The organism is Sorangium aterium (genome assembly GCF_028368935.1).
Classification (GTDB): Bacteria; Myxococcota_A; Polyangia; order Polyangiales; family Polyangiaceae; genus Sorangium; species Sorangium atrum.
The window spans coordinates 1,416,396-1,438,128 of record NZ_JAQNDK010000003.1 but is presented as its reverse complement, the minus strand read 5'-3'; the positions used below and the strand labels follow the sequence as shown (position 1 = coordinate 1,438,128).

At 72.1% G+C, this 21,733-nt stretch carries 19 protein-coding genes; 4 read left to right on the top strand and 15 right to left on the bottom strand.

What is annotated here, in order from left to right; genetic code table 11:
* Position 1 precedes the first annotated feature (1 nt).
* Together pyrF and POL72_RS29615 are read right to left on the bottom strand one after the other, a co-directional pair.
* A complete protein-coding gene (gene pyrF / locus POL72_RS29620) occupies positions 2-781 on the bottom strand; it encodes an orotidine-5'-phosphate decarboxylase (RefSeq protein WP_272099393.1) in 780 nt (259 codons plus the stop codon).
* A 19-nt stretch (positions 782-800) separates the two neighbouring features.
* Positions 801-1,565 carry a hypothetical protein gene (locus POL72_RS29615; RefSeq protein WP_272099391.1) on the bottom strand — a complete coding sequence of 255 codons (765 nt, stop codon included), beginning with the start codon at positions 1,563-1,565 and terminating at the stop codon, positions 801-803.
* A 485-nt stretch (positions 1,566-2,050) separates the two neighbouring features.
* On the opposite strand from POL72_RS29615, the gene POL72_RS29610 reads away from it, so the two are divergent.
* Entirely contained in the window at positions 2,051-2,266 is a 216-nt protein-coding gene (locus POL72_RS29610) for a biotin/lipoyl-binding carrier protein (RefSeq protein WP_272099390.1), read from the top strand.
* Between the two features lie 126 nt (positions 2,267-2,392).
* Here the strand turns inward: POL72_RS29610 and POL72_RS29605 are convergent, their stop codons facing one another.
* Positions 2,393-3,415 carry an MlaD family protein gene (locus tag POL72_RS29605; protein ID WP_272099388.1) on the bottom strand — a complete coding sequence of 341 codons (1,023 nt, stop codon included), beginning with the start codon at positions 3,413-3,415 and terminating at the stop codon, positions 2,393-2,395.
* Positions 3,416-3,614: 199 nt separating this feature from the next.
* On the opposite strand from POL72_RS29605, the gene POL72_RS29600 reads away from it, so the two are divergent.
* Entirely contained in the window at positions 3,615-4,355 is a 741-nt protein-coding gene (locus POL72_RS29600) for an ABC transporter ATP-binding protein (protein WP_272099386.1), read from the top strand.
* Positions 4,356-4,382: 27 nt separating this feature from the next.
* Here the strand turns inward: POL72_RS29600 and POL72_RS29595 are convergent, their stop codons facing one another.
* On the bottom strand, positions 4,383-5,240 hold the full coding sequence (locus POL72_RS29595) for an MlaE family ABC transporter permease (RefSeq protein ID WP_272099385.1): 858 nt from the start codon (positions 5,238-5,240) through the stop codon (positions 4,383-4,385).
* A gap of 15 nt (positions 5,241-5,255) precedes the next feature.
* A complete protein-coding gene (locus POL72_RS29590) occupies positions 5,256-6,146 on the bottom strand; it encodes an MlaE family ABC transporter permease (RefSeq protein ID WP_272099383.1) in 891 nt (296 codons plus the stop codon).
* Between the two features lie 287 nt (positions 6,147-6,433).
* On the opposite strand from POL72_RS29590, the gene POL72_RS29585 reads away from it, so the two are divergent.
* Positions 6,434-7,372, top strand: a complete 939-nt coding sequence (locus tag POL72_RS29585) for a DMT family transporter (RefSeq protein ID WP_272099381.1) — start codon at positions 6,434-6,436, stop codon at positions 7,370-7,372.
* A 59-nt stretch (positions 7,373-7,431) separates the two neighbouring features.
* Here the strand turns inward: POL72_RS29585 and POL72_RS29580 are convergent, their stop codons facing one another.
* From POL72_RS29580 to POL72_RS29565, 4 genes are all read right to left on the bottom strand, one after another.
* Complete coding sequence (locus POL72_RS29580) at positions 7,432-9,168, bottom strand: cation:proton antiporter (RefSeq protein WP_272099379.1); 1,737 nt, start codon at positions 9,166-9,168, stop codon at positions 7,432-7,434.
* A 106-nt stretch (positions 9,169-9,274) separates the two neighbouring features.
* Positions 9,275-9,949, bottom strand: a complete 675-nt coding sequence (locus POL72_RS29575) for a glutathione S-transferase family protein (RefSeq protein WP_272099377.1) — start codon at positions 9,947-9,949, stop codon at positions 9,275-9,277.
* Positions 9,950-10,006: 57 nt separating this feature from the next.
* Entirely contained in the window at positions 10,007-10,969 is a 963-nt protein-coding gene (locus tag POL72_RS29570) for an NAD-dependent epimerase/dehydratase family protein (RefSeq protein ID WP_272099376.1), read from the bottom strand.
* Positions 10,969-11,616 carry a class I SAM-dependent methyltransferase gene (locus tag POL72_RS29565; protein WP_272099374.1) on the bottom strand — a complete coding sequence of 216 codons (648 nt, stop codon included), beginning with the start codon at positions 11,614-11,616 and terminating at the stop codon, positions 10,969-10,971. The genes POL72_RS29570 and POL72_RS29565 overlap by 1 nt, the downstream gene beginning before the upstream one ends.
* Before the next feature lie 613 nt (positions 11,617-12,229).
* On the opposite strand from POL72_RS29565, the gene POL72_RS29560 reads away from it, so the two are divergent.
* The gene (locus tag POL72_RS29560) at positions 12,230-14,671 is read left to right on the top strand and encodes a S8 family serine peptidase (RefSeq protein WP_272099372.1); all 2,442 of its coding nucleotides are present in this window, start codon (positions 12,230-12,232) and stop codon (positions 14,669-14,671) included.
* 9 nt (positions 14,672-14,680) lie between these two features.
* Here the strand turns inward: POL72_RS29560 and POL72_RS29555 are convergent, their stop codons facing one another.
* From POL72_RS29555 to POL72_RS29530, 6 genes are all read right to left on the bottom strand, one after another.
* Positions 14,681-15,808, bottom strand: a complete 1,128-nt coding sequence (locus POL72_RS29555; RefSeq protein ID WP_272099370.1) for an RtcB family protein — start codon at positions 15,806-15,808, stop codon at positions 14,681-14,683.
* On the bottom strand, positions 15,805-16,128 hold the full coding sequence (locus tag POL72_RS29550) for a ribosome-binding factor A (protein WP_272099368.1): 324 nt from the start codon (positions 16,126-16,128) through the stop codon (positions 15,805-15,807). Before POL72_RS29550 ends, POL72_RS29555 begins: the two co-directional genes overlap by 4 nt.
* Positions 16,129-16,428: 300 nt before the next feature.
* Positions 16,429-17,139, bottom strand: a complete 711-nt coding sequence (locus POL72_RS29545; RefSeq protein WP_272099367.1) for a hypothetical protein — start codon at positions 17,137-17,139, stop codon at positions 16,429-16,431.
* A 73-nt stretch (positions 17,140-17,212) separates the two neighbouring features.
* The gene (locus tag POL72_RS29540; RefSeq protein WP_272099365.1) at positions 17,213-18,586 is read right to left on the bottom strand and encodes a 3-deoxy-7-phosphoheptulonate synthase class II; all 1,374 of its coding nucleotides are present in this window, start codon (positions 18,584-18,586) and stop codon (positions 17,213-17,215) included.
* A gap of 272 nt (positions 18,587-18,858) precedes the next feature.
* The gene (locus POL72_RS29535; protein ID WP_272099362.1) at positions 18,859-19,842 is read right to left on the bottom strand and encodes a hypothetical protein; all 984 of its coding nucleotides are present in this window, start codon (positions 19,840-19,842) and stop codon (positions 18,859-18,861) included.
* A gap of 67 nt (positions 19,843-19,909) precedes the next feature.
* A complete protein-coding gene (locus POL72_RS29530; RefSeq protein WP_272099360.1) occupies positions 19,910-21,616 on the bottom strand; it encodes a serine/threonine-protein kinase in 1,707 nt (568 codons plus the stop codon).
* Positions 21,617-21,733: the final 117 nt, after the last annotated feature.

The following is a 21,733-nucleotide window of genomic DNA, read 5'->3' as shown; positions in this document are numbered from 1 at the left end:
GTCAGCGCGGGGGGTGGAGCGTGTGCGCGATCTCCTGGACGATCGAGCGCGCCGTGGCGAGCGGATCGGCCGCGTCGCGGATCGGGCGGCCGACCACGAGGAGATCTGCGCCGGCCGAGATCGCGGCCGAGGGGGTGGCGATGCGCTTCTGATCATCGCCTTGCGCGCCGCCCGCGCCTGGGCCGAGGCGGATGCCCGGCGTCACGATGAGCTCGCCCCGCCCGAGCGCCTCCCGCAGCGCGGGCACCTCGTGCGGCGAGGCGACGAAGCCGTGGACGCCGGCGCCGCGCGCGAGCTGCGCCAGCCGGACCACGTGCTCGGACGCGCTGCCCTGCACGCCCTGCGCGGCGAGATCGCCGTCGTCGAGCGACGTGAGCACGGTGACGGCGAGCAGGATCATGTCCTGAGAGCGCGCCGCCTCGAGGGCCGCGCGCCTCAGCATCTCGGCGCCGCCGGCCGCGTGCACCGTCAGGTACCGGACCCCGAGCGCGGCGGCGCCCGCCACCGCCCGCGCCACCGTCTCGGGGATGTCGTGCAGCTTCAGATCGAGGAAGACGTCGAGCCCGAGCGACTTGCCGAACTCGACCGCCCTCGGCCCCTCGCGGACGAACAGCTCCAGACCGACCTTGAGCACGCCGATCGAGGGGGCGATGCGGGTCGCCGCCGCCCTGGCGTCGTCGAGGTTCGCGTAGTCGAGCGGGAAGACGAGCCTGCGGCGCGCCTCGTCGAGCGAACCGCTGCCGAGGCTCGTTCTCTGCCTGACGGAGCTGAAGTTGACCATGCGGGGACCCCGTTCCGCGTCAGAGGCAGCTGCAGAGCGGATCGCCAGGCGCACAGTTGCAGGGCGCCTTGGTGCCGCCGCCGCTCGCCGGCGCGCCGCCCGCGGCCGGGCGTCCACCGCCGCCGCGGCGCAGCTGCTCCTGCTTCTGCTGCTCGGCCTCGAGCTGCTTCTGCAGGGCGAGGCGCGTCGCCTCGTCCTTGGCGGTCGCGAGCTGATCGCGCAGCCCGGCCATCTTGCCTTCGGACTCCTTGAACTGCGCCTCGAGGCGCTTGTTCGCCTCCTCGAGCTCGCGGGCCCTCGCGGCCTCGGCCTGGATGCGCGCCTCGTTCTTCTGCGCCGAGTCGACGGCGACGACCGTGACGATGCCGATCACCAGCACGCTCGCGATGGCGCCGCCGATGAGGAGCTTGCGCAGCTTCTTCTTCCCTTCGTCCTGCTGCAGCGCAGCGAGCGAGCGCTCGTGGTGCTGCTGCGCGGCCATCGCCTCGAGCCGCGCCTTCTGCTCGGCCTCGACGCGCGCCTTCTCGATCTCGGCCTGCCGGATCGCCTCGAGCCGCGCCGCCTCCTCGCGGGACCGGCGCTCCTCGTTGCGACGGCGCTCCTCCTCGGTGCGGATGCGATGCTCCTCGGCATCGCGCGCGGCGCGCTCCGCCTCGACGCGCGCCTTCTCGGCGGCGGCGGCGGCGGCGGCCTTCTGGGCCTCTTCGCTCTTGATGCGATCCTCCTCGAGGTTCATCAGCTCCTTGAGCGAGAACAGGACCGAGCTTTCCTTCTGTTCCGACATGACCTCGTGGCTCCTTCGATCGAGCGCGTGCGGTTTGGCTACCAAGGGGCGGTGCGGGGACCTGCAGGTCGCCCTCGGAGGGCCACCGAGCAGGACGATTCTGACCCGCAGAGCGGCTTTGACGCAATTATTCGCGAACGCCACGACCCTCGTGATGTCGAGGCGCCGCGGAGCCGCCAGCCAGAGTATCGCCGTGGTGCACCGCAGGTACCAGCGGAAATCGCTGCGCTCCGTCCCTTCCACCTCACCTCCACGTCGGTCACGTCGGTCACGTCGGTCACGTCGGTCACGTCGGGCGCCCTCGGTCCTCCTTGGCTCACCTCCGTTCCCCCCGTCGTCGCCGCGCGCCTGCGCCGCCAGACGAACTGGTCCGTCGTGGAGGGCGCCCAGGGCATCACCGAAGAAGGGGCCGCCCGACGGAGGGCACCGTCGCTCACAACGGCCCCGTTGGATTCTCGGTGGCTCTCCGGTAGCGTCGCGCGCCCATGGCGAAGCTCATCAAGGCGCACATCACCGGTACGGTCTGGAAGATCGAGGTCAAGCCGGGCGACGAGGTCGAAGAGGGGACCGTCGTCGTCATCCTCGAGTCCATGAAGATGGAGATGCCCGTCGAGGCCGAGGAAGAGGGGACGGTCGAGGAGATCCTCGTCACCGAGGGGGCTGCCGTCACGGAAGGTGCCCCGCTGGTCAGGCTGGCCTGATCGGCTGTCAGGGCCGGCGGGGGCCCGACCGTCCACGGACGTACATCGCGCTCACGCCCGGGTCATCCGCTCGGCGCGTGGGGCGCGGTCGCGCGGCGCCGCTCCCTCTCAGGACGCGCGCGCCGCTCACTCGCGCCAGAAGAACTTCCAGGGGTTGTGCTTGAGGTCTCGCGCGAGCTCCTGCAGGTCGTCGAACAGCTGCTCATCCATCACGAGCGCGCCGACCGTCCCCTTGCCGCGCTTGACGTGGGCGAGGACCTCCTGGGCGTCGGCGGTCGCAGCCCTCGCCCTGCCCGCGATCTCGGCGATGTCGTCGAGCGTCTTCCGGATCTTGACCTGCTCCGTCTCCCCGCCGACCGTGGTCGAGAGCCGGCGCGCGTTCGCCAGCGTCTCGCGCGCGTCCGCCATGAGCGGCGGCAGATCGCGCGCGGCCGTCCCCGTCAGCTGATCGGTGTTCGCGAGGATGCGGTCGATCTGCGGGTTGTTCACGTACCGCTGCCGGGCGTCCTTCACGAGATCGGTGCCGTCGACGCTCATCTGCTCGACGTTCTCGGCGATGCGATCGAGCCGATCCTGGTTTCTGTGCATGAAGTCGCCGGTGCCCTTCAGCGTCTTCCGGAGCCCGTCGAACGCCTCCCCGACCTCTTCGCGGTGCTCGCGCATCGCGGAGACCGTCGCGTGCAGGAGCTCGTAGCCCTCGGCGAGGAGCATGTCGAGGCGCGGCGGATCGAGCCCCCGGACGACAGCGTTCGGCGGGATCACCGGCCGATCGGTCGAGCCGGGCTCGATCGCCAGGAACTGCTCGCCGAGCACGCCCTGCGTGGTGACGTAGAACGTGGCGTTGTCGTGGATGCTCTGCTGGTAGCGTTCCTCGAGGCGCAGCTGGATCCGCACGAGCGGCTCGCGCTTGCCGTCCTTGCCGAGCTTGCCGCCGCTGAAGTGGATCTCGCTCAGCTTGCCGACCTCCACGCCGGCGATCTTCACCGGCGCCCCGGTCTGAAGGCCGCCCGGGTTGTCGAACTCGACGTAGATCGAGTACTTCGGCTGGAAGTTGACCCCGCCCATCACGAGGATGAACGTGGCGAGGAGCCCGAGCGCCGTCAGGATGAGGATCCCGACCTTGACCTCGATCGATCGCGGGCTTGCCATGAGTTCGTTATCTTCTCCGATCTGGCGGCGGCCGGGTGAGGGAAATAGGCCAAGATCCGCCTACCGCGGCGCGATATCCCAGCGGGCGGCGTGACGCTTCGCGCAGCCATTGCTTTGACGCAACTGCGCTTCTCGCTTCCTCTCGCTTCTTCCCGCTCCTTCTAGCTCCTTCTCGCCCTTCCCAGATTGCCAGGCCCCGATGATTTCGTTCCGGAATGTCAGGAAATCCTTTGGCCCCAAAGATGTCCTCAAGGACGTCTCGTTCGACGTCGAGGACGGCGAGGTGTTCTTCATCATCGGGCAGTCGGGGGTCGGGAAGAGCGTGCTCATCAAGCACCTCGTGGGGTTGCTCTATCCGGACGGCGGGGAGATCTGGCTGGACGGAGAGGAGGTGAGCCGCTTCGACGAAGCCCGGATGTACCCGGTGAGGATGAAGTGCGCGATGGTGTTCCAGCACTCGACGCTGTTCGACTCGATGACGTGCGCCGAGAACGTTGCGCTCCCGCTCCGCAAGCACAAGGGGCTCAGGCCGAAGGAGGCGCTCGCGGAGGCGCGGCGGCGGCTCGAGCAGGTGCATATGCGCGAGTTCGGGGACCGCTTCCCGCCGGAGCTCGGCGACGGGATGCGCAAGCGCGTCGCCATCGCCCGCGCGCTCACGCTCGACCCGCGCTACGTGCTCTTCGACGAGCCGACCACCAGCCTCGACCCGGTGAGCGCGCGGCGCGTCGACAAGCTGATCCGCGAGCTCAGCGACACCCTCGGCGTGACGAGCATCGTCGTGAGCCACGACCTCGTCAGCATCTTCACGATCGCCGACCGCATCGTCATGCTCTATCAGGGCCTCGTCCGCCTGCTCGGGGATCGCGCGGCATTCCAGGGCTCGCCGGACCCGGTCGTGCAGCAGTTCATCACCGGCAGCGCCGAGGGGCCGATCGAGTGAGGCGCCGGCGCGGCGCGGCGGGGCCGCCTAGCGGAAGATCAGGAAAGCGGCCGCCGAGATCAGCATGTTGAGCACGATGACCGCGAGCGAGGAGTTCACGACCGCGCGCGTCGTCGCCCAACCCACGCCCTCGCTGCCGCCGAAGGTCGACAGGCCGGAGTGGCCGGAGACCACCGGGATCGCGGCGCCGTAGGCGACGCACTTCGCGAGGCCGGTCGCGAGGTCACCCGCGTCGACGAGGCTGACGTTCATGAACGTCTCGGGGCTGACGTCGAACATGCTGTACGCGGTGATCATCCCGGTGGCGAAGGAGACCGCGGCGCTCCAGACGATGAGGCACGTGGTCATGAGGACGCTCGCGATGAACCGCGGCTTGATGAGGTAGTCGATCGGATCGGCCGCGCACATGCGGAGCGCGTCGACCTGCTCGGTCACCACCATCGAGCCGATCTCGGCGGCGATGCCCGCGCCGACCCGCGTGGCGAGCATCAGCGCGGCGATCGAGGCGGCGAGATCGCGGACGAGCAGCTCGAGGTACGTCGCGCCGAGCATGGTCAGATCCGGGATGACCCGCTTCGCCTGCTGGCCGGCCTGGAAGACCATGATCATCCCGATGAAGCCCATCACGACCGTCAGGAAGAACAGCGACTTGTTGCCGATCTCGTACATCTGGAGGAGCACCGCGCCCGGCTCGCGGCGCCCCTTCACGCAGTAGTAAAGCGTGCTCACGAATACCGAGTAGAGCTCGCGCGCCGACCGGAAGAGGGACAGCGCGGCGGCGCCGAGCGCGGCGACGCCGGACGCCTCCGGCGCGAGATCCCTGAGCTCGCTCGAGGGCGGGCCGGCGCTCGGGCGATCGGGGGAGCTCTTGTCCGGGGAGGGCATGCGCGGCGCCGCCGATCAGTCGAGCGTGAACGAGACGAAGTAGTCGAGGATGAAGATGCCGGCGGCCGAGGCGACGACGGTCGCGTTGACCGCGCGGCCGACGCCGGGCGCGCCGCCGGTCACGCCGAGGCCGTACTGGCAGCTCGAGAGCGCGAGGACGACGCCGAAGACGACGCTCTTGACGAGGCCGCTCGTGACGTCGCCGATGTCGAGCAGCCCGCTCGTGAGGCCGTTGTAGAAGACGGCCGGCGCGACGCCGAGGAGGAGGTCGCCGGTCAGCGCGGCGCCGAGCAGGGCGAGCGCGTCGGCGAAGATCACCGAGAGGAGCAGCGTCAGCACCATCGCGAGGAAGCGCGGGGCGATGAGGAAGCTCACCGGGTCGATCGCGAGGACGCGGAGGGCGTCGATCTGCTCGGTGACGACCATGGTCCCGAGCTCGGCGGTGTTGTTGGCGCCGACGCGGCCGTTGATCATGAGCGCCGTGAGCAGCGGGGCGATCTCGCGGAGCGTGCCGAAGCCGGCGCCCCAGCCGAGCAGGCCGTGCGCGCCGAAGCGCTCGACCAGCGGCGCCGCCTGGATGACCATGATCGCGCCGGTGAAGAGGGCGGTCACGATGACGATGGGCATCGACTTGACGCCCATCCTGTAGAGGTTGCGCATGAACTCGGCGCCGTCGACGCGGAGCGTGGCCACGCGCGCCGCGATCTTGCCCGCGAGCACGGCCATGCCGCCCACGGTGGCGGCGATCTGGAGGAACGAGCCGCCGAGCTGGTGGACGCCGGAGGGCTCCTGCGCGAGCGGCGCGCGCGGCCGCTTCACGGGCGGCGCGGGCGGCGCGCCGGACGAGGCGAGCGCGCCGCCGCCGTGAGCGCGCGCGGCGGTGCCTGGGCCAGCAGGAGACGTCATGGGAGACCGGAGCTTAGCCCAAGGCCCCCGGGGAGCGCGGCGCGATCTGGCGCCCCGAGAGGCCGACGCCCGAGAGGTCGAGACCGCTACCCAAACAGGAGATCGTCCTCTACCTGAAATGTGCCCGCCTCACCCCGAGGCCGTCCCGTGCGATGGCGAACGCGCGCTCCTGCACGCAATGCCGGCGCGCCTCGCCGGAGGAGCGCGCCGGCCCGGAGGCGGGCTGTCGGCGACGATGTCCGGTCCCTGGTGGAGCGAGTCTGGTGAAGAGCAGAGAAGCAGATGCGATGTCCCCTCATGAGGGCGTGGGCGCGTCGACGGGCGAGCTCCGGGCTGGCCTCCTCGACGACGGCCGGACGTTCGCCGTCCTCTCGGCCGCGACGTTCGCGCTGAAGGCGATCTTCGTGAAGCTCGCCTACGCGGCGCACCCCGTCGACGCGGTGACGCTGCTCGCGCTGCGGATGGGCATCGCGCTGCCGTTCTTCCTGTGGCTCGCCCGGAGGGAGCGCGGCGCCGCCGAAGGGCCCCTGACGCCCCGCCTCTGGGGAGGTGTGCTGATCGTCGGGTTCGTCGGATATTACCTCTCCAGCCTGTTCGACTTCATCGGGCTCACGTACATCAGCACCGGCCTCGAGCGGCTGATCCTGTTCGTGTATCCGACGCTGGTCCTCCTGATCGGCGCGGCGTGGCTGAAGCAGCCGGTGCGCGGGAAGGCCTGGGGAGCGCTCGCCGTGTGTTATCTCGGGCTCGCGGCGGCGGTCTGGCACGATCTCGAGCAAACCGGAGACGTGCGGGCCGTCGCCGTCGGCGGAGCGTGGGTGTTCGCGAGCTCGGTGACCTACGCGCTCTACTACATCGGCGTCGGCAAGCTCGCCTCCAGGGTCGGCTCGACGCGCCTCGCCGCGTACTGCGGGGCGGCCTCGTGCCTGATGGTGCTCGCGCACTACGCGGTGACGGGGAGCCCGGCCAGGCTGGGCGATCTACCGGCGTCGGTGTGGGGGTACGCGGCGGCGATGGCGACGATCAGCACGGTGCTCCCCATCGTGCTGCTCGCCGCCGCCATCCGGCGGCTCGGCGCGGGCCGCGCGGCGACGTTCTCGACGCTCGGCCCGGTGCTCACGATCGCGTTCTCCTGGATCATCCTGGGCGAGCCGGCCACGTGGCAGCAGGTCGCCGGGCTCGCGCTCGTCGTGGGCGGCGTGACCTGGCTCGGCAAGTCGAAGTGAATCTGCACCCCGCTCGGGAGCGCCGGGGCCGCGGGGCGCGGCGCATGCCCGCCGCGAGGTCAGGCGTCGTGCACCGCGGGGCGAGGCCCTGGTGAGCCGCCGCCGAAGAGCTCGCTCCGGACGCGATCGCGCTCGCGTTCGAGCTGCTCGGACGTCGCGCCCAGCCGCACGAGGAGGCGCTCGGTCATCGAGAACGCGACCTCCGCCTCGCCGGTCACCACGACGTCCGCGCCCGCCTTCTTCAGCGCGGTCACCTCGCGCAGGTAGAAGGCGCGGGCGAGGACGAACAGCCGCGGGTTCACGCCCTTCGCCTGCTCGATGACGCCGTCCCCGGGCGCGCCCGCCGCCGTGAACAGCAGGCTATCCGCCGTCCCGACCCCGGCCCGCTCGAGGATCTCCCGCTGCGTGGCGTCGCCGTAGATCGCGCGGATGCCCTGGTCCTGCAGCTGCTTCACCGTGTCGAGGTTCAGCTCGACGACGGTCGGCGCGATGCCGTTCTCACGGAGCAGCCGCGTCAGCGTCTTCCCGACAGGGCCGTATCCCACCACGACGGTGCGGTGGGCGTGCTCGTCCGCCGGAGCGGCCTCGGCTGCTGCCTCGCGTCGCAGGAAGAGCGCCGACGTCCATCGCGCGAGGCGATCCCGGAGGCCGAAGAGCACCGGGTTCAGCGTGATCGACACGATGGCGGCGGCGACGAGCGCCTGCTCGGCCTCGACCGGGAGGACGCCGAGCTTCTTGCCGAGCGCCGCGAGGATGAACGAGAACTCCCCGATCTGCGCGAGCGAGAGGGCCACGGCGAAGCCGGTCTGGAGGGGCCGGCGGAGCAGCGTCGTCACCGCGAGCGCGGCGAGCGGCTTGCCGATCAGCACCACCGCGAGCGTCCCCGCGGCCAGCTGCCAGCCCACGGCGAGCTGCGCCGGGTCGAGGTGCATCCCCACCGAGACGAAGAACAGCACGGCGAACGCGTCGCGCATCGGGAGCGCCTCCGACGCGGCGCGCGAGCTGAAGTCGGACTGGCCGACGACCAGGCCGCCGAGGAAGGCGCCGAGCGCCATCGACGATCCGAAGAGAATGGCCGAGCCCACGGCGACGCCGAGCGCGACGACGAGCACCGTCAGCGTGAAGAGCTCCCGCGAGCCGGTCTTCGCCACGTACCCGAGCAGCGCGGGGATGACGCGCTGTCCGACGATGAAGATGAACGCCACGAGCCCGGCGAGCTTCAGGACCGCGATCCCCACGGACACGGCGACGCCCGCCGCGCCCGCGCCCGCGGCTTCGCCCATCACGGCGGGGAGCAGCACGAGCACCAGCACGGTGAAGACGTCCTCGAGCACGAGCCAGCCGATGGCGAGGTGGCCAGCGGGGGTGTGCAGGACGTCGTTGTCGCTGAGGACCCGCGTGAGCACGACGGTGCTCGCCACCGAGATGGCGACGCCGAAGACGACCGCCGCGCCCCACGTCCAGCCCGCGGCGCGGCCGACCATGGCGCCGAGCGCCGTGGCGACCGCGATCTGGATGAGCGCGCCGGGCACGGCGACCTTGCGCACGGCGAGGAGCTCGCGGACGTGGAACTGCAGGCCGACCCCGAACATCAGCAGGATGACCCCGATCTCCGCGAGCTGGTCCGCGAGCCGCTTGTCCGCCACGAACCCCGGGGTGAAGGGGCCGACGAGGAGGCCGGCCAGCAGGTAGCCCACGATGGGAGAGAGCCTCAGGCGCTGGGTGACGAAGCCGAGCGCCAGGGCTGCGGTGAGCCCGCCCGTGATCGTGAGGATGAGGTCGAGTTCGTGCGGCATGTCCGGGTCTAGCGCTTTCCGTCGCCGGCCGCCGCATCGCGGTGCGGCGCCGCCGGCGATCGCGAGCGCGGCCTGGACCGCTCGCTTCTGCTTACATATTTACTTATTACACGCCCACGACGCCGATGGCCTCGTACGCCTCGATGATGTGCGGCTCCTCCCTGGCCTTGGCGACCCACGCCTGCATCGCGGGCAGCCCGAGGATCGACGCCACGTAGCGCCGGGAGACGGCGTCGAGCTCGACGCCGTACGTGTCGAACCGCGTCGCGACCGGCGCGTACATGGCGTCCGCCACGCTGAAGCGCCCGAACAGGAACTCGCCTCCCTGGCCGAACCGCGATCGGCAGTCGTTCCATATCACCTGGACGCGCGCGATGTCCTCCGACGCCGCGTCGGTGATCGCCACGCCCTGGATCTTCCGCCGCACGTTCATCGGCAGCGCGGTGCGGAGCGCCGTGAAGCTGCTCGCCATCTCGGCGCTCACCGATCGCGCGACGGCGCGCGCGTCGCGCGCCTCCGGCCAGAGCTTCGCCGCGGGGAAGATCTCCGCCGCATACTCGGCGATCGCGAGCGACTCCCAGATCGTGAGCGCCCCGTGCTGCAAGGCCGGCACCTTGCCCGACGGAGAGTAACGCTGGATCTCGAGCGTGCGCGTGCCCGGCGCCCTGAGGGGGATCACCACCTCTTCGAAATCGGCGCCAGCCTGCTTCAGGACGAGCCAGGCCCGGAGCGACCACGAGGAATAGGTCCTGTTCCCGATATAGAGGGTGAGCTCAGCCATCCGCGGAGTCTACCACCGCGGTCGACAGGCGCGGCGGCGGCCGCGTCGACGGCGCGCTCACCGCGCCAGCTCGCCCCCGAACACCTCGCTCGCCAGCGCCTCCACCGCCATCCGGACCGCCTCGTCGCTCGTGTGGCGCACCCGGAAGCCCAGCGCCGCCAGCTTGCCAGGATCCATCCGCGATCGCGGCACGTCCCCAGGCCACCCGCGCTCGCCTCCCTGATACCGGATCACCGCGTCGGGATAGGGCGACGCCGCCACGCACAGGTCCGCGATGCGCGAGACGCTCGTCGTGTCCTCGGGCGCGAGGTTGTAGATGTTGAGCCGCTCCCTGGCCTGATCGAAGCCGAACAGGATCCCCTCCGCGCAGTCCCGGACATCGAGGTACGGCTTCGACTGGCGTCCATCGCCGAGCACCTCGAGCTCCGTCCGCCGATCGCGCAGCTTCTTCAGGAAATCGAGCGCCGCGCCGTGCGTCCCGCGCGGCCCGACGACGTTGCCGAAGCGGTAGATCCACGCCGTGAGGCCGAAGCACTCGACATAGGCGCTGATGAGCGCCTCGCCCGCGAGCTTGCTCGCGCCGTAGAGCGAGATGGGCAAGGCGCCGAGATCGCCCTCCGCGCACCGACGCGCGGTGTCGCCGTAGACCGTCCCGGAGGACGAGAAGATCAGCCGGCCGACGGCCGTCCGCCGCATCGCCTCGAGCACGTTGTACGTCGCGATGGTGCCCTGATCGAGGTCGAGCCGCGTCCGCGCGAGCCCCCAGCGCGCCTCGGGGTTCGCCGCGAGGTGCACGACGAGGTCGTGGCCCGCCATGGCCTCGGTGAGCCGCTCCAGATCGAGGACGTCGGCCTCGACGAGCGCCGCGCGCCCGGAGGCGAGGTGCGACGCCACGAACGCGCGGCGCCCGACAGAGAGGTTGTCGTAGATCGTCACGGGGCCGCGCTCGACCAGGCGATCGGCAAGGTGGCTCCCGATGAACCCGGCGCCGCCGACGACGAACGACCTGAGCTCCTTCATCACGCGTCTCCCGCGGCTCCCGCGATCCCCGAGGCCAGGCGCTCGATCCGCGCCGCGAACTGGAGGCGATCCTGGGTCACGAGGCGGAACGGCAGATCGTGGATCCGGAGCGGCCACTCGAGGCCGGTGATGCGACCGCCCGCGCCGCGCACGAGATCGACGAGCCCGCCCGGCGTGAAATACGTGCCCCGCACCTCGACGCCGGGCGCGGCGTTCCCGGCGAGATCCATCCAGAGCAGCACGCGCTCCGAGACCGGGCCGAACCGGAAGTGATCCTTGAGCGCGACGACGCGGGACGCGACCCGCAGCGCCTCGGCGAGCAGCGCGCCGGGGCGCGCGGCGTGGTGCAGCACGTCGGAGAGGAGCACCGCCTCGAACGCCGCGTCGGGGAAGGGGAGGCGCTCGCCGTCATAGCCGATGACCGGCAGCGCCGCCCCGGGACGCGCCTTCACGTCCACGCCGACGACGCGGGGCGCCCCGACCAGGCGCGCGACCTCCAGCGCGACCGTGCCGTCACCCGCGCCCACGTCGAGCAGCGACGCCGCAGGGCCCACCTGCGCGGCCAGCGCCCGCGCGACGCGGACCACGCGCGGCACGTGGACCAGGCGATGGTGCAAGGAGAACAAGGCGCGCTCTAGGACCGTCATCGTGCATCCGAGCCCCGGCGCCGCCCGCGCCGGAGAGCCGCGCCACGCTAGTCGAGCGCCCGAGGACCGGCAACGCCCGGGGCCGGACACGCGCCGCCGGAGCCCCAGGCGGCCTCGTGAGCGCGATGAGCTAGGACGCCGCGGCATGGCAGGACAGCGACGACATCGCGAGATAACGACATCTCTCGAGGGGGCTTCTCTGGGCGCTCCGGGCTTCGTGGACACCGCGCCGCCGCGCTCCGCTGCGCGTGGCAGGGCCGCACAGCGCGGTCCTCGTTACGCCCCACCCGAATGGGCGGCTGCTCCGAAACAACCACTCTTCCATGGTCTGCGACAATGACGGTCCGCGGCGCGCGCCTCCCTCCGTTCTCGCGCCGCTCACGCTTGACCGATTCGCGTCATCGAACATAGCTGATCGATGATCGGAGCGCGCGGAAAGGGGCTTGTGAGGTGCGGTGGTTGCCGGCTCGTTCTGGCATCTCTCTGGTTCGCCATTTCAGGGTGCAGCGGAGAGACTGGAGACAAGGAGGCGGGCCACGACACTGCCCCTCCAGACGACTCGGAGCCAGGCGAAGCGACGTTCGCGCCGGCCGAGGCCACGGAGCTCTGGTTCGTGGAGTTCGAGCGAGCGCCGGCTGCGAGGGACAGCGGGGGCGACCGCGTCAAGCGCCTTGTCGAGGAGGAGCGGGAGCTCTTCCGGCGAGCTGCCGCGGCCCGCGGGCTCCGGTACAAACAACGATTCTCGTTCGAGGAGCTCTGGAACGGCCTCTCCGTCCGGGTCGCGCAGGAGAGCTCCGCCGCGCTCGCGGACATGCCCGGGGTCAAGGCCGTCTACCCCGTGGTGCCGGTGGAGCTCGACACCACGCGCGCGGCGCCGACGGTCGACCCGGACCTCGCCGTCGCAGGCGAGATGTCGGGCGCGGACGTCGTGCGCCGAGAGCTCGGCGTGACCGGCGAGGGCATCCGCGTCGGCGTGATCGACAGCGGCATCGACTACAATCACCCCGATCTCGGAGGCTGCTTCGGCCCGGGCTGCCGCGTGGCGTTTGGCTACGATTTCGTCGGCGACGATTTCGTCGCCGGCGACCCGAGCAAGCCGCCCGTGCCCGACGGACAGCCCGACGATTGCCTGGGCCATGGCACGCACGTCGCCGGCATCATCGGGGCGAACGGGGTCGTGCAGGGCGTGGCCCCGGACGTGACCTTCGGCGCTTACCGCGTGTTCGGCTGCCGCGGCGGCTCTCGCGCGGACATCATCCTCAAGGCGATGGAGCGGGCAGCCAGCGACGGCATGCACGTCATCAACATCAGCATCGGAACGCCGTTCCAGTGGCCTGACTACCCGACGGCGGCGGCGGCGAGCGCGCTCGTCGGGCGCGGCGTCGTGGTCGTGGCGTCGATCGGCAACAGCGGCGAGAAGGGGCTCTGGGCCGCCGGCGCGCCCGGCGTGGGAGAGGCGGTCATCGGCACCGCGTCCGTCGACAGCACCCGCGTCACCACCCTGTCGTTCACCGTCTCGCCGGGCGACGCCGTGATCGGCTACGCTCGCGCCGCCGGGAGCCCGCCCGCGCCGCTCTCGGGGAGCGCCGCTCTCGCGCGCACGGGGACGATCACCAGCGCGCGCGACGCGTGCGCCGCTCTCCCCGCTGGCAGCCTCGCGGGCCAGATCGCGCTCGTCCGGCGCGGCGGCTGCTCGTTCCACCTGAAGGCCACGCGCGCGCAGGCCGCGGGCGCCGTCGGCGTCGTGCTCTACAACGACCGGGCCGGGGCGATGAGCCCGTCCGTGGAGGGCGACGACCCGATCACCATCCCTGTCGTGGGGATCGCGCAGGCGGACGGCGAGCTCCTCAACGCGCGCCTCGACGCGGGATCCGTGACCCAGACCTGGACCCATCGGGCCGTGGCCGCGCGGAACGGCACCGCGGGCCTCGTCTCCCGCTTCAGCTCGTACGGCCTGAGCGCGGCGCTGTCCTTCAAGCCCGATCTCGCGGCGCCCGGCGGCACGATCTACTCGACGGTGCCGATCGAGCAAGGCTCGTACGACACGCTCAGCGGGACGTCGATGGCGGCGCCGCACGTGGCCGGGGCCGTCGCGCTCCTGCTCGCCGCGCGCCCGGAGCTGTCCGCGGCGCGCGTGCGCGACGTCCTGCAGAACACCGCGGTCCCCGCGCCGTGGAGCGGCGATGTGAGCGCCGGCGTGCCGGAGAGCGCGCATCGGCAGGGCGCAGGGGTGATCCGCGTCGACCGGGCGATCCGCGCGACCACCATGATCATCCCGGGAAAGGTCTCGCTGGGAGAGAGCGAGGCCGGCCCCGCCGCGCGCACGCTGACGCTCGAGAACTCGAGCGGGCACGACGTCACCTACGACCTGTCGCACGTGCCCGCGGCGTGCGCGACCGCGGGTGACCACTGGGCGCCGGCGAGCGCCACGACCGGCGCCGCGCGCGTCGATTTCAGCGCCGCGAGCGTCACGGTGCCCGCCGCCGGGAGCGCGACCGTCTCCGTCACGGTCACGGCGAGCGATGCGCTCGCGGAAGGCGGCCTGTTCGGCGGCTACCTCGTGTTCACGCCGCGGGGCGGCGCGGCCGACGGCCTGCTGCGGGTGCCGTATGCGGGCTTCAAGGGCGATTATCAGAGCCTGCCCGTCCTCAAGCCGTCGGGTCTCGGGGCTCCGTGGCTCGGCAAGCTGAGCGGGACGCGCCTGACCCAGCAGCCGCGCGGCGCCGCCTACACGCTGGAGTCGGACGACGTGCCGTATGTGGTCGTCCACCTCGATCACGGCGCGGAGCGCATGACGCTGGACATCGTCGACGCCACCACGGCGAAGCCGTGGGGGCGCGCGCTGATGCTGTCCCACGTCGGTCAGAGCGCTTCCGCGACGTCGGTCACGCGGTACGGATGGAAGGGGACGACGACGCTCGACGGGAGGCTGACCGTCGTCCCGGACGGGGATTACCTGATCAAGCTCCGCGCGCTCCGTGCGCTCGGCGATCCGGACAACGAGGCGCACTGGGAGACGTGGACGTCGCCTGTCGTCACCCTCGATCGGCCGTGACGGGTCCGCTCATGGCGCCTTGTAGACGAGCACCGGCCAGAGCCGGCGCGCGACGCGCACGAGGTCGCGTTGCGCCCGCATGACCGCGCCGATGTCCTTGTACGCCGAGGGCGCCTCCTCGCGCAGCCGGTCCGCGAGGCGGTGGTCGAACCACACGCCCTCGGCCTCTCGCAGCAGCTGCCGCGCGCCGATGCGGCGCCGCGCCTCGCCCCGCGGCAGCGCGCGCCCGGCGCCGTGCGCTGACGAGCCGAGCGCCTCGGGGTGGCCGCGCCCCTCGACGTGGAAGCTCGGGCTCCCCATCGACCCGGGCACGACGCCGAGCTCCCCCTCGCGGAGCCCCATGGCGCCCTTGCGGTGCACCCACAGCGCGCGTCCGCCGTGCTCCTCGCGCCGGACGTGGTTGTGATCGACCTCGACGCGCGACGACGCGTCGGCGTCGACGCCGAACAGCTCGGCGAAGAGCGAGAGGGCCTCGGTGACCATCCGTGCGCGGCTCGCCCGCGCGTACCTTGCGGCCCAGGCGGCGTCATCGAGGTACGCGCGCCCGGCTTCGCTGTCGGCGTCGAGGAAGCGGACGCCCGACGCGTTGCGCGCCGCGAGCGCCTCGTGGTGCTGCCGGATCGCGGGGCCCATGGCGCGCGAACCGCTATGGAGGAGCAGCCACAGCGCGCCCTCCTCGTCGCGTTGCACCTCCAGGAAATGGTTGCCCCGGCCCAGCGTGCCCAGCTCCATCCGGCCCTCGCGGTGCTTCATCGCCTCGAGGCGAGGCGCGGCGAGCCGCGCCTCGGCGAGATCGCCGGGCAGCGGCGGGGCGCCGGCGGCGGGGCGCAACAGGTGAGGGACGTGGCGGCCCAGCGCGGAGAGGAGCTGCGCCGCGCGATCGCGATCCGCGAGCAGATCGGCGTCCGCGCGGAGCCGCAGCGCGACCATGCCGCAGCCGATGTCGCCGCCGACCGCCGCCGGCAGGAGGCGACGGGTCGTGGCGGTCACCGTGCCGACGCACACGTCGTCGGCCACGTGCGCGTCCGGCATGACCGCGATGTGCGCGACGTCTTCGGTGCGCGCGAGCCGCGAGAGCGACGCGCTGAGCGCCGCGCTCGCGCCCTCCGGGAGCCACGCGGAGATGCGCGCGCTCACGGCTCTCCCTCCGGCGGCAGCACCTGAAACGCGAGCGTCGGCGCGCGCTTGCGGGTGATCGCCCCTGCGACCTCCGAGCGCACGTAGCCCGCCACCTTCTCCAGCCGCGCCGCCGCCAGCTCCGGCGGCGTGCCAGGCCTGACCTGCACGACCACCGCGAGCCGGCTGGCGTCCGGCGCCGGCTCCACACCCATCACCCAGACGCCCTGGAGGACGTCGTCGCGGAGCGCGGCGAGCGCGTCGCTCACCGCCTCCTGCACCTGACGGCAGAGCTGGCGCTCCTTGCGCTGCGCGTTCCGCGCCGCCGTCCGACCGAACAACGAACCTGCATCCACGACGGAGCGCGCGCGTTCGCGGCTCCGCGATCGATCTTTGCCCATGCCATGCTCCCGAGGGCGCGGCGACGCACCTACGCGTCGGCCGCGCGGTTCCAGCGACACGCGAGATGAGCTCGGGGATGTGAGCCTCGCCGGCGCGCTCAGCGGCGCGTCAGGCCGAGGCTCGTGGATGCAATGGGGTGCATGGCGGGCCTCCTTCGCTGCGTAGGGTGCACGAGCGAGGGCCGAGGCGCAAGGCGCGCCCCGGCTGCGCTCCCGGCGGGGTGATCGCCGATGATCGCGCTAGATGGCCTGCTGGCGATGATGCGCCGGCGCCGCGCACTGGTACTTGGCGACCCTGGCGACGACGCGGAGCATCCGGCGCATGACGAGCCTCCCGAGCGGCGCCGTCAGCGCGTCCAGGAGGAACAGCCGCCGCCTCGTCCGCGTGTCGGTCGCGCGGATGCGCGCCTCGTACGCGAGCAGCGTCCGGCGCTGTCCGTAGGGCATCACGACGAAGCTCGCCGCCGCCTTGAAGTGACCGGGGCAGTCGAACGACTTGAACTCGGCGGCGGTCCGCCTCGTGAACAGGCTCTCCACGCTCAACAGGCGCGCGATCGAGCCGATGACGATCTCGGATCCCTCCTTTTCGGCGAGCTTGGACTGGCCGTAATCCTCGATGTTCTGGAGCGACATCCGCGCGCGCGCCGGAAGCGGCGCGAGGCGGAGCCTGCGCCGGGCGCGCCGCACGGCGGCCAGGCGGAGCGCGAAGACCGCGCGCAGCAGGAGAGAGCGGCTCCTCGCGAAATCCACCCTCTTCAGCGTGGCGTACGTCACCTCCGGTGGCGCCATCACCACGATCGCGTGGTTCATGACGATATCGGCTTCCGGCAGGATATGCTCGAGCAGCGTGGGGCTGGCGCCGGAGCGCTGCGGACACCCGTGCGAGGCATCCGTCGTGGCTTGCTCTCCGCCCTGTCGGCTCTCACCCTGTTCCGTCGAGATGGTCTGCATGGCGAACTACCCCCTGCGGGTGTTCATTGGGCAGTCTCGACGGAACGCCAGCAGGGGACTCCTGCCCTTCGACTCAGCCTTTCGCGCGCCGGGAGGCCTCCGTCATGCGGTGGGCGATACGGAACGCCATCTCGAGGGACTGGCGGTAGTTCAGCCTCGGGTCGCACAGGCTCGCGTAGCGCTGGTCGAGATCGGACTCCGTGAGCCCTGCCCCGACGCACTCGGTGACATCGTCGCCCGTGAGCTCGAAGTGAACGCCGCCGAGGTGGGATCCCATGGACTCGTGCACCTCGAAGCTCCCCTCGATCTCGGTGAGGATATCCTCGAAATTCCGTGTCTTGATCCCGCCGGACGTCGTCAGTGTGTTGCCGTGCATCGGGTCGGACATCCAGAGCACCTTGCGCCCGGCGGACCGCACCGCCTCGATGAGCGGCGGGAGCCCGTCGCGCACGCGGCCCGCGCCCATGCGCACGATGAGCACGATCTTGCCCGGCTCGTCCGCCGGGTTGAGCCGGTCGAGGAGGCGAATCACGTCGTCGCGGAGCGTCTTCGGGCCGAGCTTGATGCCCAGCGGGTTCTCCACGCCGCTGAAGAACTCGACGTGCGCGCCGTCCGGCTGCCGCGTGCGCTCGCCGATCCAGGGCAGGTGGGTCGTCAGGTCGTAGAAGCCGGGCCGGCGCGCGACCTTCCGCGTCTGCGCGGACTCGTAGTGCAGGTTGAGCCCTTCATGGCTCGTGAAGAACTCGGCCCGCGAGAGCTCCCCGACCGGCACCTCCGCGAGCGCCTCCATGAACCGAAGGGCCTCCCCGACCTGCTCCGTCATCCGCTGGTATCGCTCGCGCAGCTCGCCGGGCAGATCCGCCCGCTCGAGGAAGCTCAGGTCCCAGTACTCCGGGTGGTGCAGATCGGCGAAGCCGCCCTCCGACAGGGAACGGATGAAATTCAGGGTGATCGCCGCGTGCTGATATCCCGTGATCATCAGGTTCGGATCGGGGCGCCGGGAGGAGGCGTCGAAGGGAGCACGATTGATGAGATCCCCGAAATAGCTGGGCAAGCTCACGCCGTCGCGCGTCTCGACCGGGCTGGAGCGCGGCTTGGCGTACTGCCCGGCAAAGCGCCCGAGGCGCACCACCGGCCGGCGGGCGCCGTGCACAAGCACGAGCGACATCTGGAGCAGGATCTTCAGCTTGTTCGTGACGATGTTCGGGCGGCAGTCGTCGAGCGTCTCCGCGCAGTCTCCCCCCTGGAGCACGAACCGGCGGCCGAGCTGCGCTTCGGCCAGATAGCCTTTGAGTCGCTCGACCTCCCACGAGGTCACGAGCGGCGGCAACGCCCGGAGCTTCTCGACGGCCGCCTGGACGGCCTCGGGCTCGTCATACGGGAGGGGCGCAGCGTTGAAACGTTCACGCCATGAATCCGGCGACCAGGGTTGAGCAGGAACGTACATGAGTTGAGCCCTACTATGTCAAGGCTCCCACCTGCGCAACCCTCGGTCAACGTCATCGATTCGAGCGTGAGGCGATGGGCTCGCGGGCGCGGTCATCGGCTCACCGACGCTGTCGTCGGCTCGCAGGCGCGGTCATCGGCTCGCGGGCGCGGTCATCGGCTCACCGACGCTGTCGTCGGCTCGCAGGCGCGGTCATCGGCTCGCGGGCGCGGTCATCGGCTCGCAGGCGCGGTCATCGGCTCACCGACGCTGTCGTCGGCTCGCAGGCGCGGTCATCGGCTCGCAGGCGCGTCCGCCGCTCGGGGCGATGGCCCGGTGCGCGCCTCGATCGCCTGGATCGCCGCCTTGATCTCTCCCGCGATCGAGGCGCACGCCGCCGTGCAGCGGCTCATGCCCAGAAAGCCGCACCCCTTGCCCTTGCTGGTGATGAGCGGCGCGAGGACATCGATGGCGCGCCGATCTCCGTCGGTCGTCGCGCGCGCCAGCAAGGCCTGCCTCGCCTTGCAGGAGGGCGCGACCCGGAGCTCGTGGGCGATGCGCAGCGCGGGCGTCGCCCGCCCCTGGACCGCCGCCTCCGCGAGCCGCTTCGCGGCGCGCTCCTTCAGCGCGGAGGTCCCCACCGCGAGCTCGTAGAGCAGATCCGCCCCGTGGCTGCCCATGCCGCTCGCCATCAGGTCGAGCGCGGCCGAGGCCACCTCGGGCGGTCCTCCGGCGGCGCTCGAGACGATGCGCTCCACGTCGTCGTCGGCCGCCGCCCCCGGATCGAGCTCCAGCAGCCGCTTCGCCGCGGCGAGCGCGGCGGCGTGGTAAGGCGGCGGGAGCGCGTGACGCAGCATCAGCGCGCGGAAGATCGCCGGATCCTTCGGGTAGCGCGAGGCGAGCGCCTCGAGCGCGAGCACGCCGCCCGCGGTCGCCGTCGCCAGCTCGTCGGCGGGGACGGCATCGGAGGGTTTCGGCGCGACCGGACGCCGGAGGCCGGAGCTCGACGGCGTCGCGCGCTCGGCGAGCGAGGCCGCCTCGAGCCGGGAGAGGGAGACGCCGTCGCGCAGCAGCGCCGCGGCGATCACGACGACCACGAGGGCAGCCGCGCCCGTGACAAGCCACAGCGCAGCGGGCGGCGTCCGCGCCAGCAGGGAGGCGCGCGAGCCCGAGGCGTTGCCGCCTGCGCCGAGCACGGTGGTCGTTCCCGCCTGTGCGCCCGGTCTGTCAGGGGTGCTGGCCTGGCTGGCGCCCGTCCCAGATGCCTGCGCTGGCATGGCCCGCTCCCCTAACACACGCCCGGACGGCGGCCCATGGCTCACGTCCGGCGGCCCGGCCGCGGGCTCATCGCCGCTGGCCTCGCCACTGGAACAGGGCGGCGGCGCCCGCGGCGAGCGCGCTGATGAGGAAGAGCAGCGCGTCCCAGACCGGCCACGCGATGCCGATGGCGCGCCGCAGGACCACGGCCTCGACGAGCCGCACGAGCAGCGACGCGGACCCGTAGGCCACGAGGGCGAGCACGACGGGCGTCGTGAGCCGCGGCGCGAGCGCGCTCATCCGGGCGTCGTCCCTCCAGACGCGGCGAAAGATATAGAAGCCGCCGAGCAGCCCGACGCCGAACAGGGCGCACAGGATCCCGAGCGTGAGCAAGGTGGCTCCCTGGCCCGACATCGCGGCGGCGTCGCCGCGCGCCGCGCGCGCGAAGCCGGCGAGGCAGCTGACGAGGCCCGCGCCGAGCCACCCCAGGCCGAGGCTCACCACGAGGAAGACCATCTGCCGCGTCAGGTACGCCTCGGACGACGCGGAGCCGGGCAGGCCGAACGCGTGCGAGAGCGCGTAAGGCCGCCCGAGCACGACGGACGCGCGCGCGAGCGACGCGCGAGCGCTGGGCGGCCCGGGCGCGGCCGCTTCCTCGTAGGGCGCGAGCTCGCCGGCGAGCTCGCCCATCGAGGCGTGGCGGCCCTCTCGCTGCTTCGCCATGGCGCGCTGGACGATGACCTCCAGGCCCGGCGGGATCTCCGGGTTCAGCGATCGCGGCGGCGGCGGCTCCTCCGTCATGACGGCGAGGAGGACTGCCGTCGGGTCGCTGCGCTCGAAGGGGCGCTGCCCCGTGAGCGCGTGGTAGAGGACCGCCCCCACGGCGTAGATGTCGGCTCGAGGGTCGATATCTTCCCCCTTCGCCTGCTCCGGGGCCATGTACGCCGGCGTTCCGAGCACCATGCCCGTCCTCGTGAGCGTGGACGGCGCGGAGGTCTTCGAGATGCCGAAATCGAGGACCTTCACGGTCGGGCACGCAGGGTCGCCCGTGAGGAAGATGTTCTCCGGCTTGATGTCCCGGTGCACGATGCCCGCGGCGTGCGCGGCCGCGATGCCTTCGCATACCTCGCGCGCGATCCGCACCGCGGCGCCGGCCGGCAGCCGCCCTCCCGACCCTGCGAGGAGCTCGTCGAGGCCCTTGCCCTCCAGGTACTCGGCGATGATGCACGGTCGGCCGTCGCTCAGCCGGTTCACGTCGAAGATCTCGACGACGTGCGGGCTCCGGATCGACGCCGCGGCCTCGGCCTCGCGCTGGAACCGCGCGAGGACGGTGGGCTGCTGGGCGAGCTCGGGGTGGAGCGTCTTCAGCGCGAACCGCTTGCCCGGGATGCGGGTGTGGTGCGTCTCGTAGACGCGGCCCATGCCGCCTTCACCGAGCAGGCGGATGACGTGGTACGCGCCCGCCACCGTGGTGCCGACGAGCGGGTCCGCCTCCGCCGGCTGCCCGCCGGCCGCGCTGTCCGGGGGGCCCGCCGCGCTCCCCGCGGGAGGAGCGGGTGGACGGACCGTGTCGGCGGTCGCGTCGTGCGCCGCCGCCGCTGCCAGCCCCTTGGGGAGGGCAGCGGGGCGGACCGTCTCCGCGGCCAGCTCGTGCGCCGCCGCGCCCGCCGCGGGCGGAGGGGGCGGCGGAGGGCGAACCGTCTCCGCGGTCGTGGAGGTGGCGGCAGCGGCGGCGGCCGCGGCCTGCGCTCCGCGCACGGCGGCAAGCGCGGCCTGCCGCTCCGTGTCGCTCATGACGCGGGTGGGTCCGTCGCCCTCCTCGCCTCCCGTGGAGGGCGCGCGGGACGATGGCACGGCAGGAGTGCCCGAGCGACCGGGCGAAAAGCTCGAATCCGACACGCTCAGGGCCTC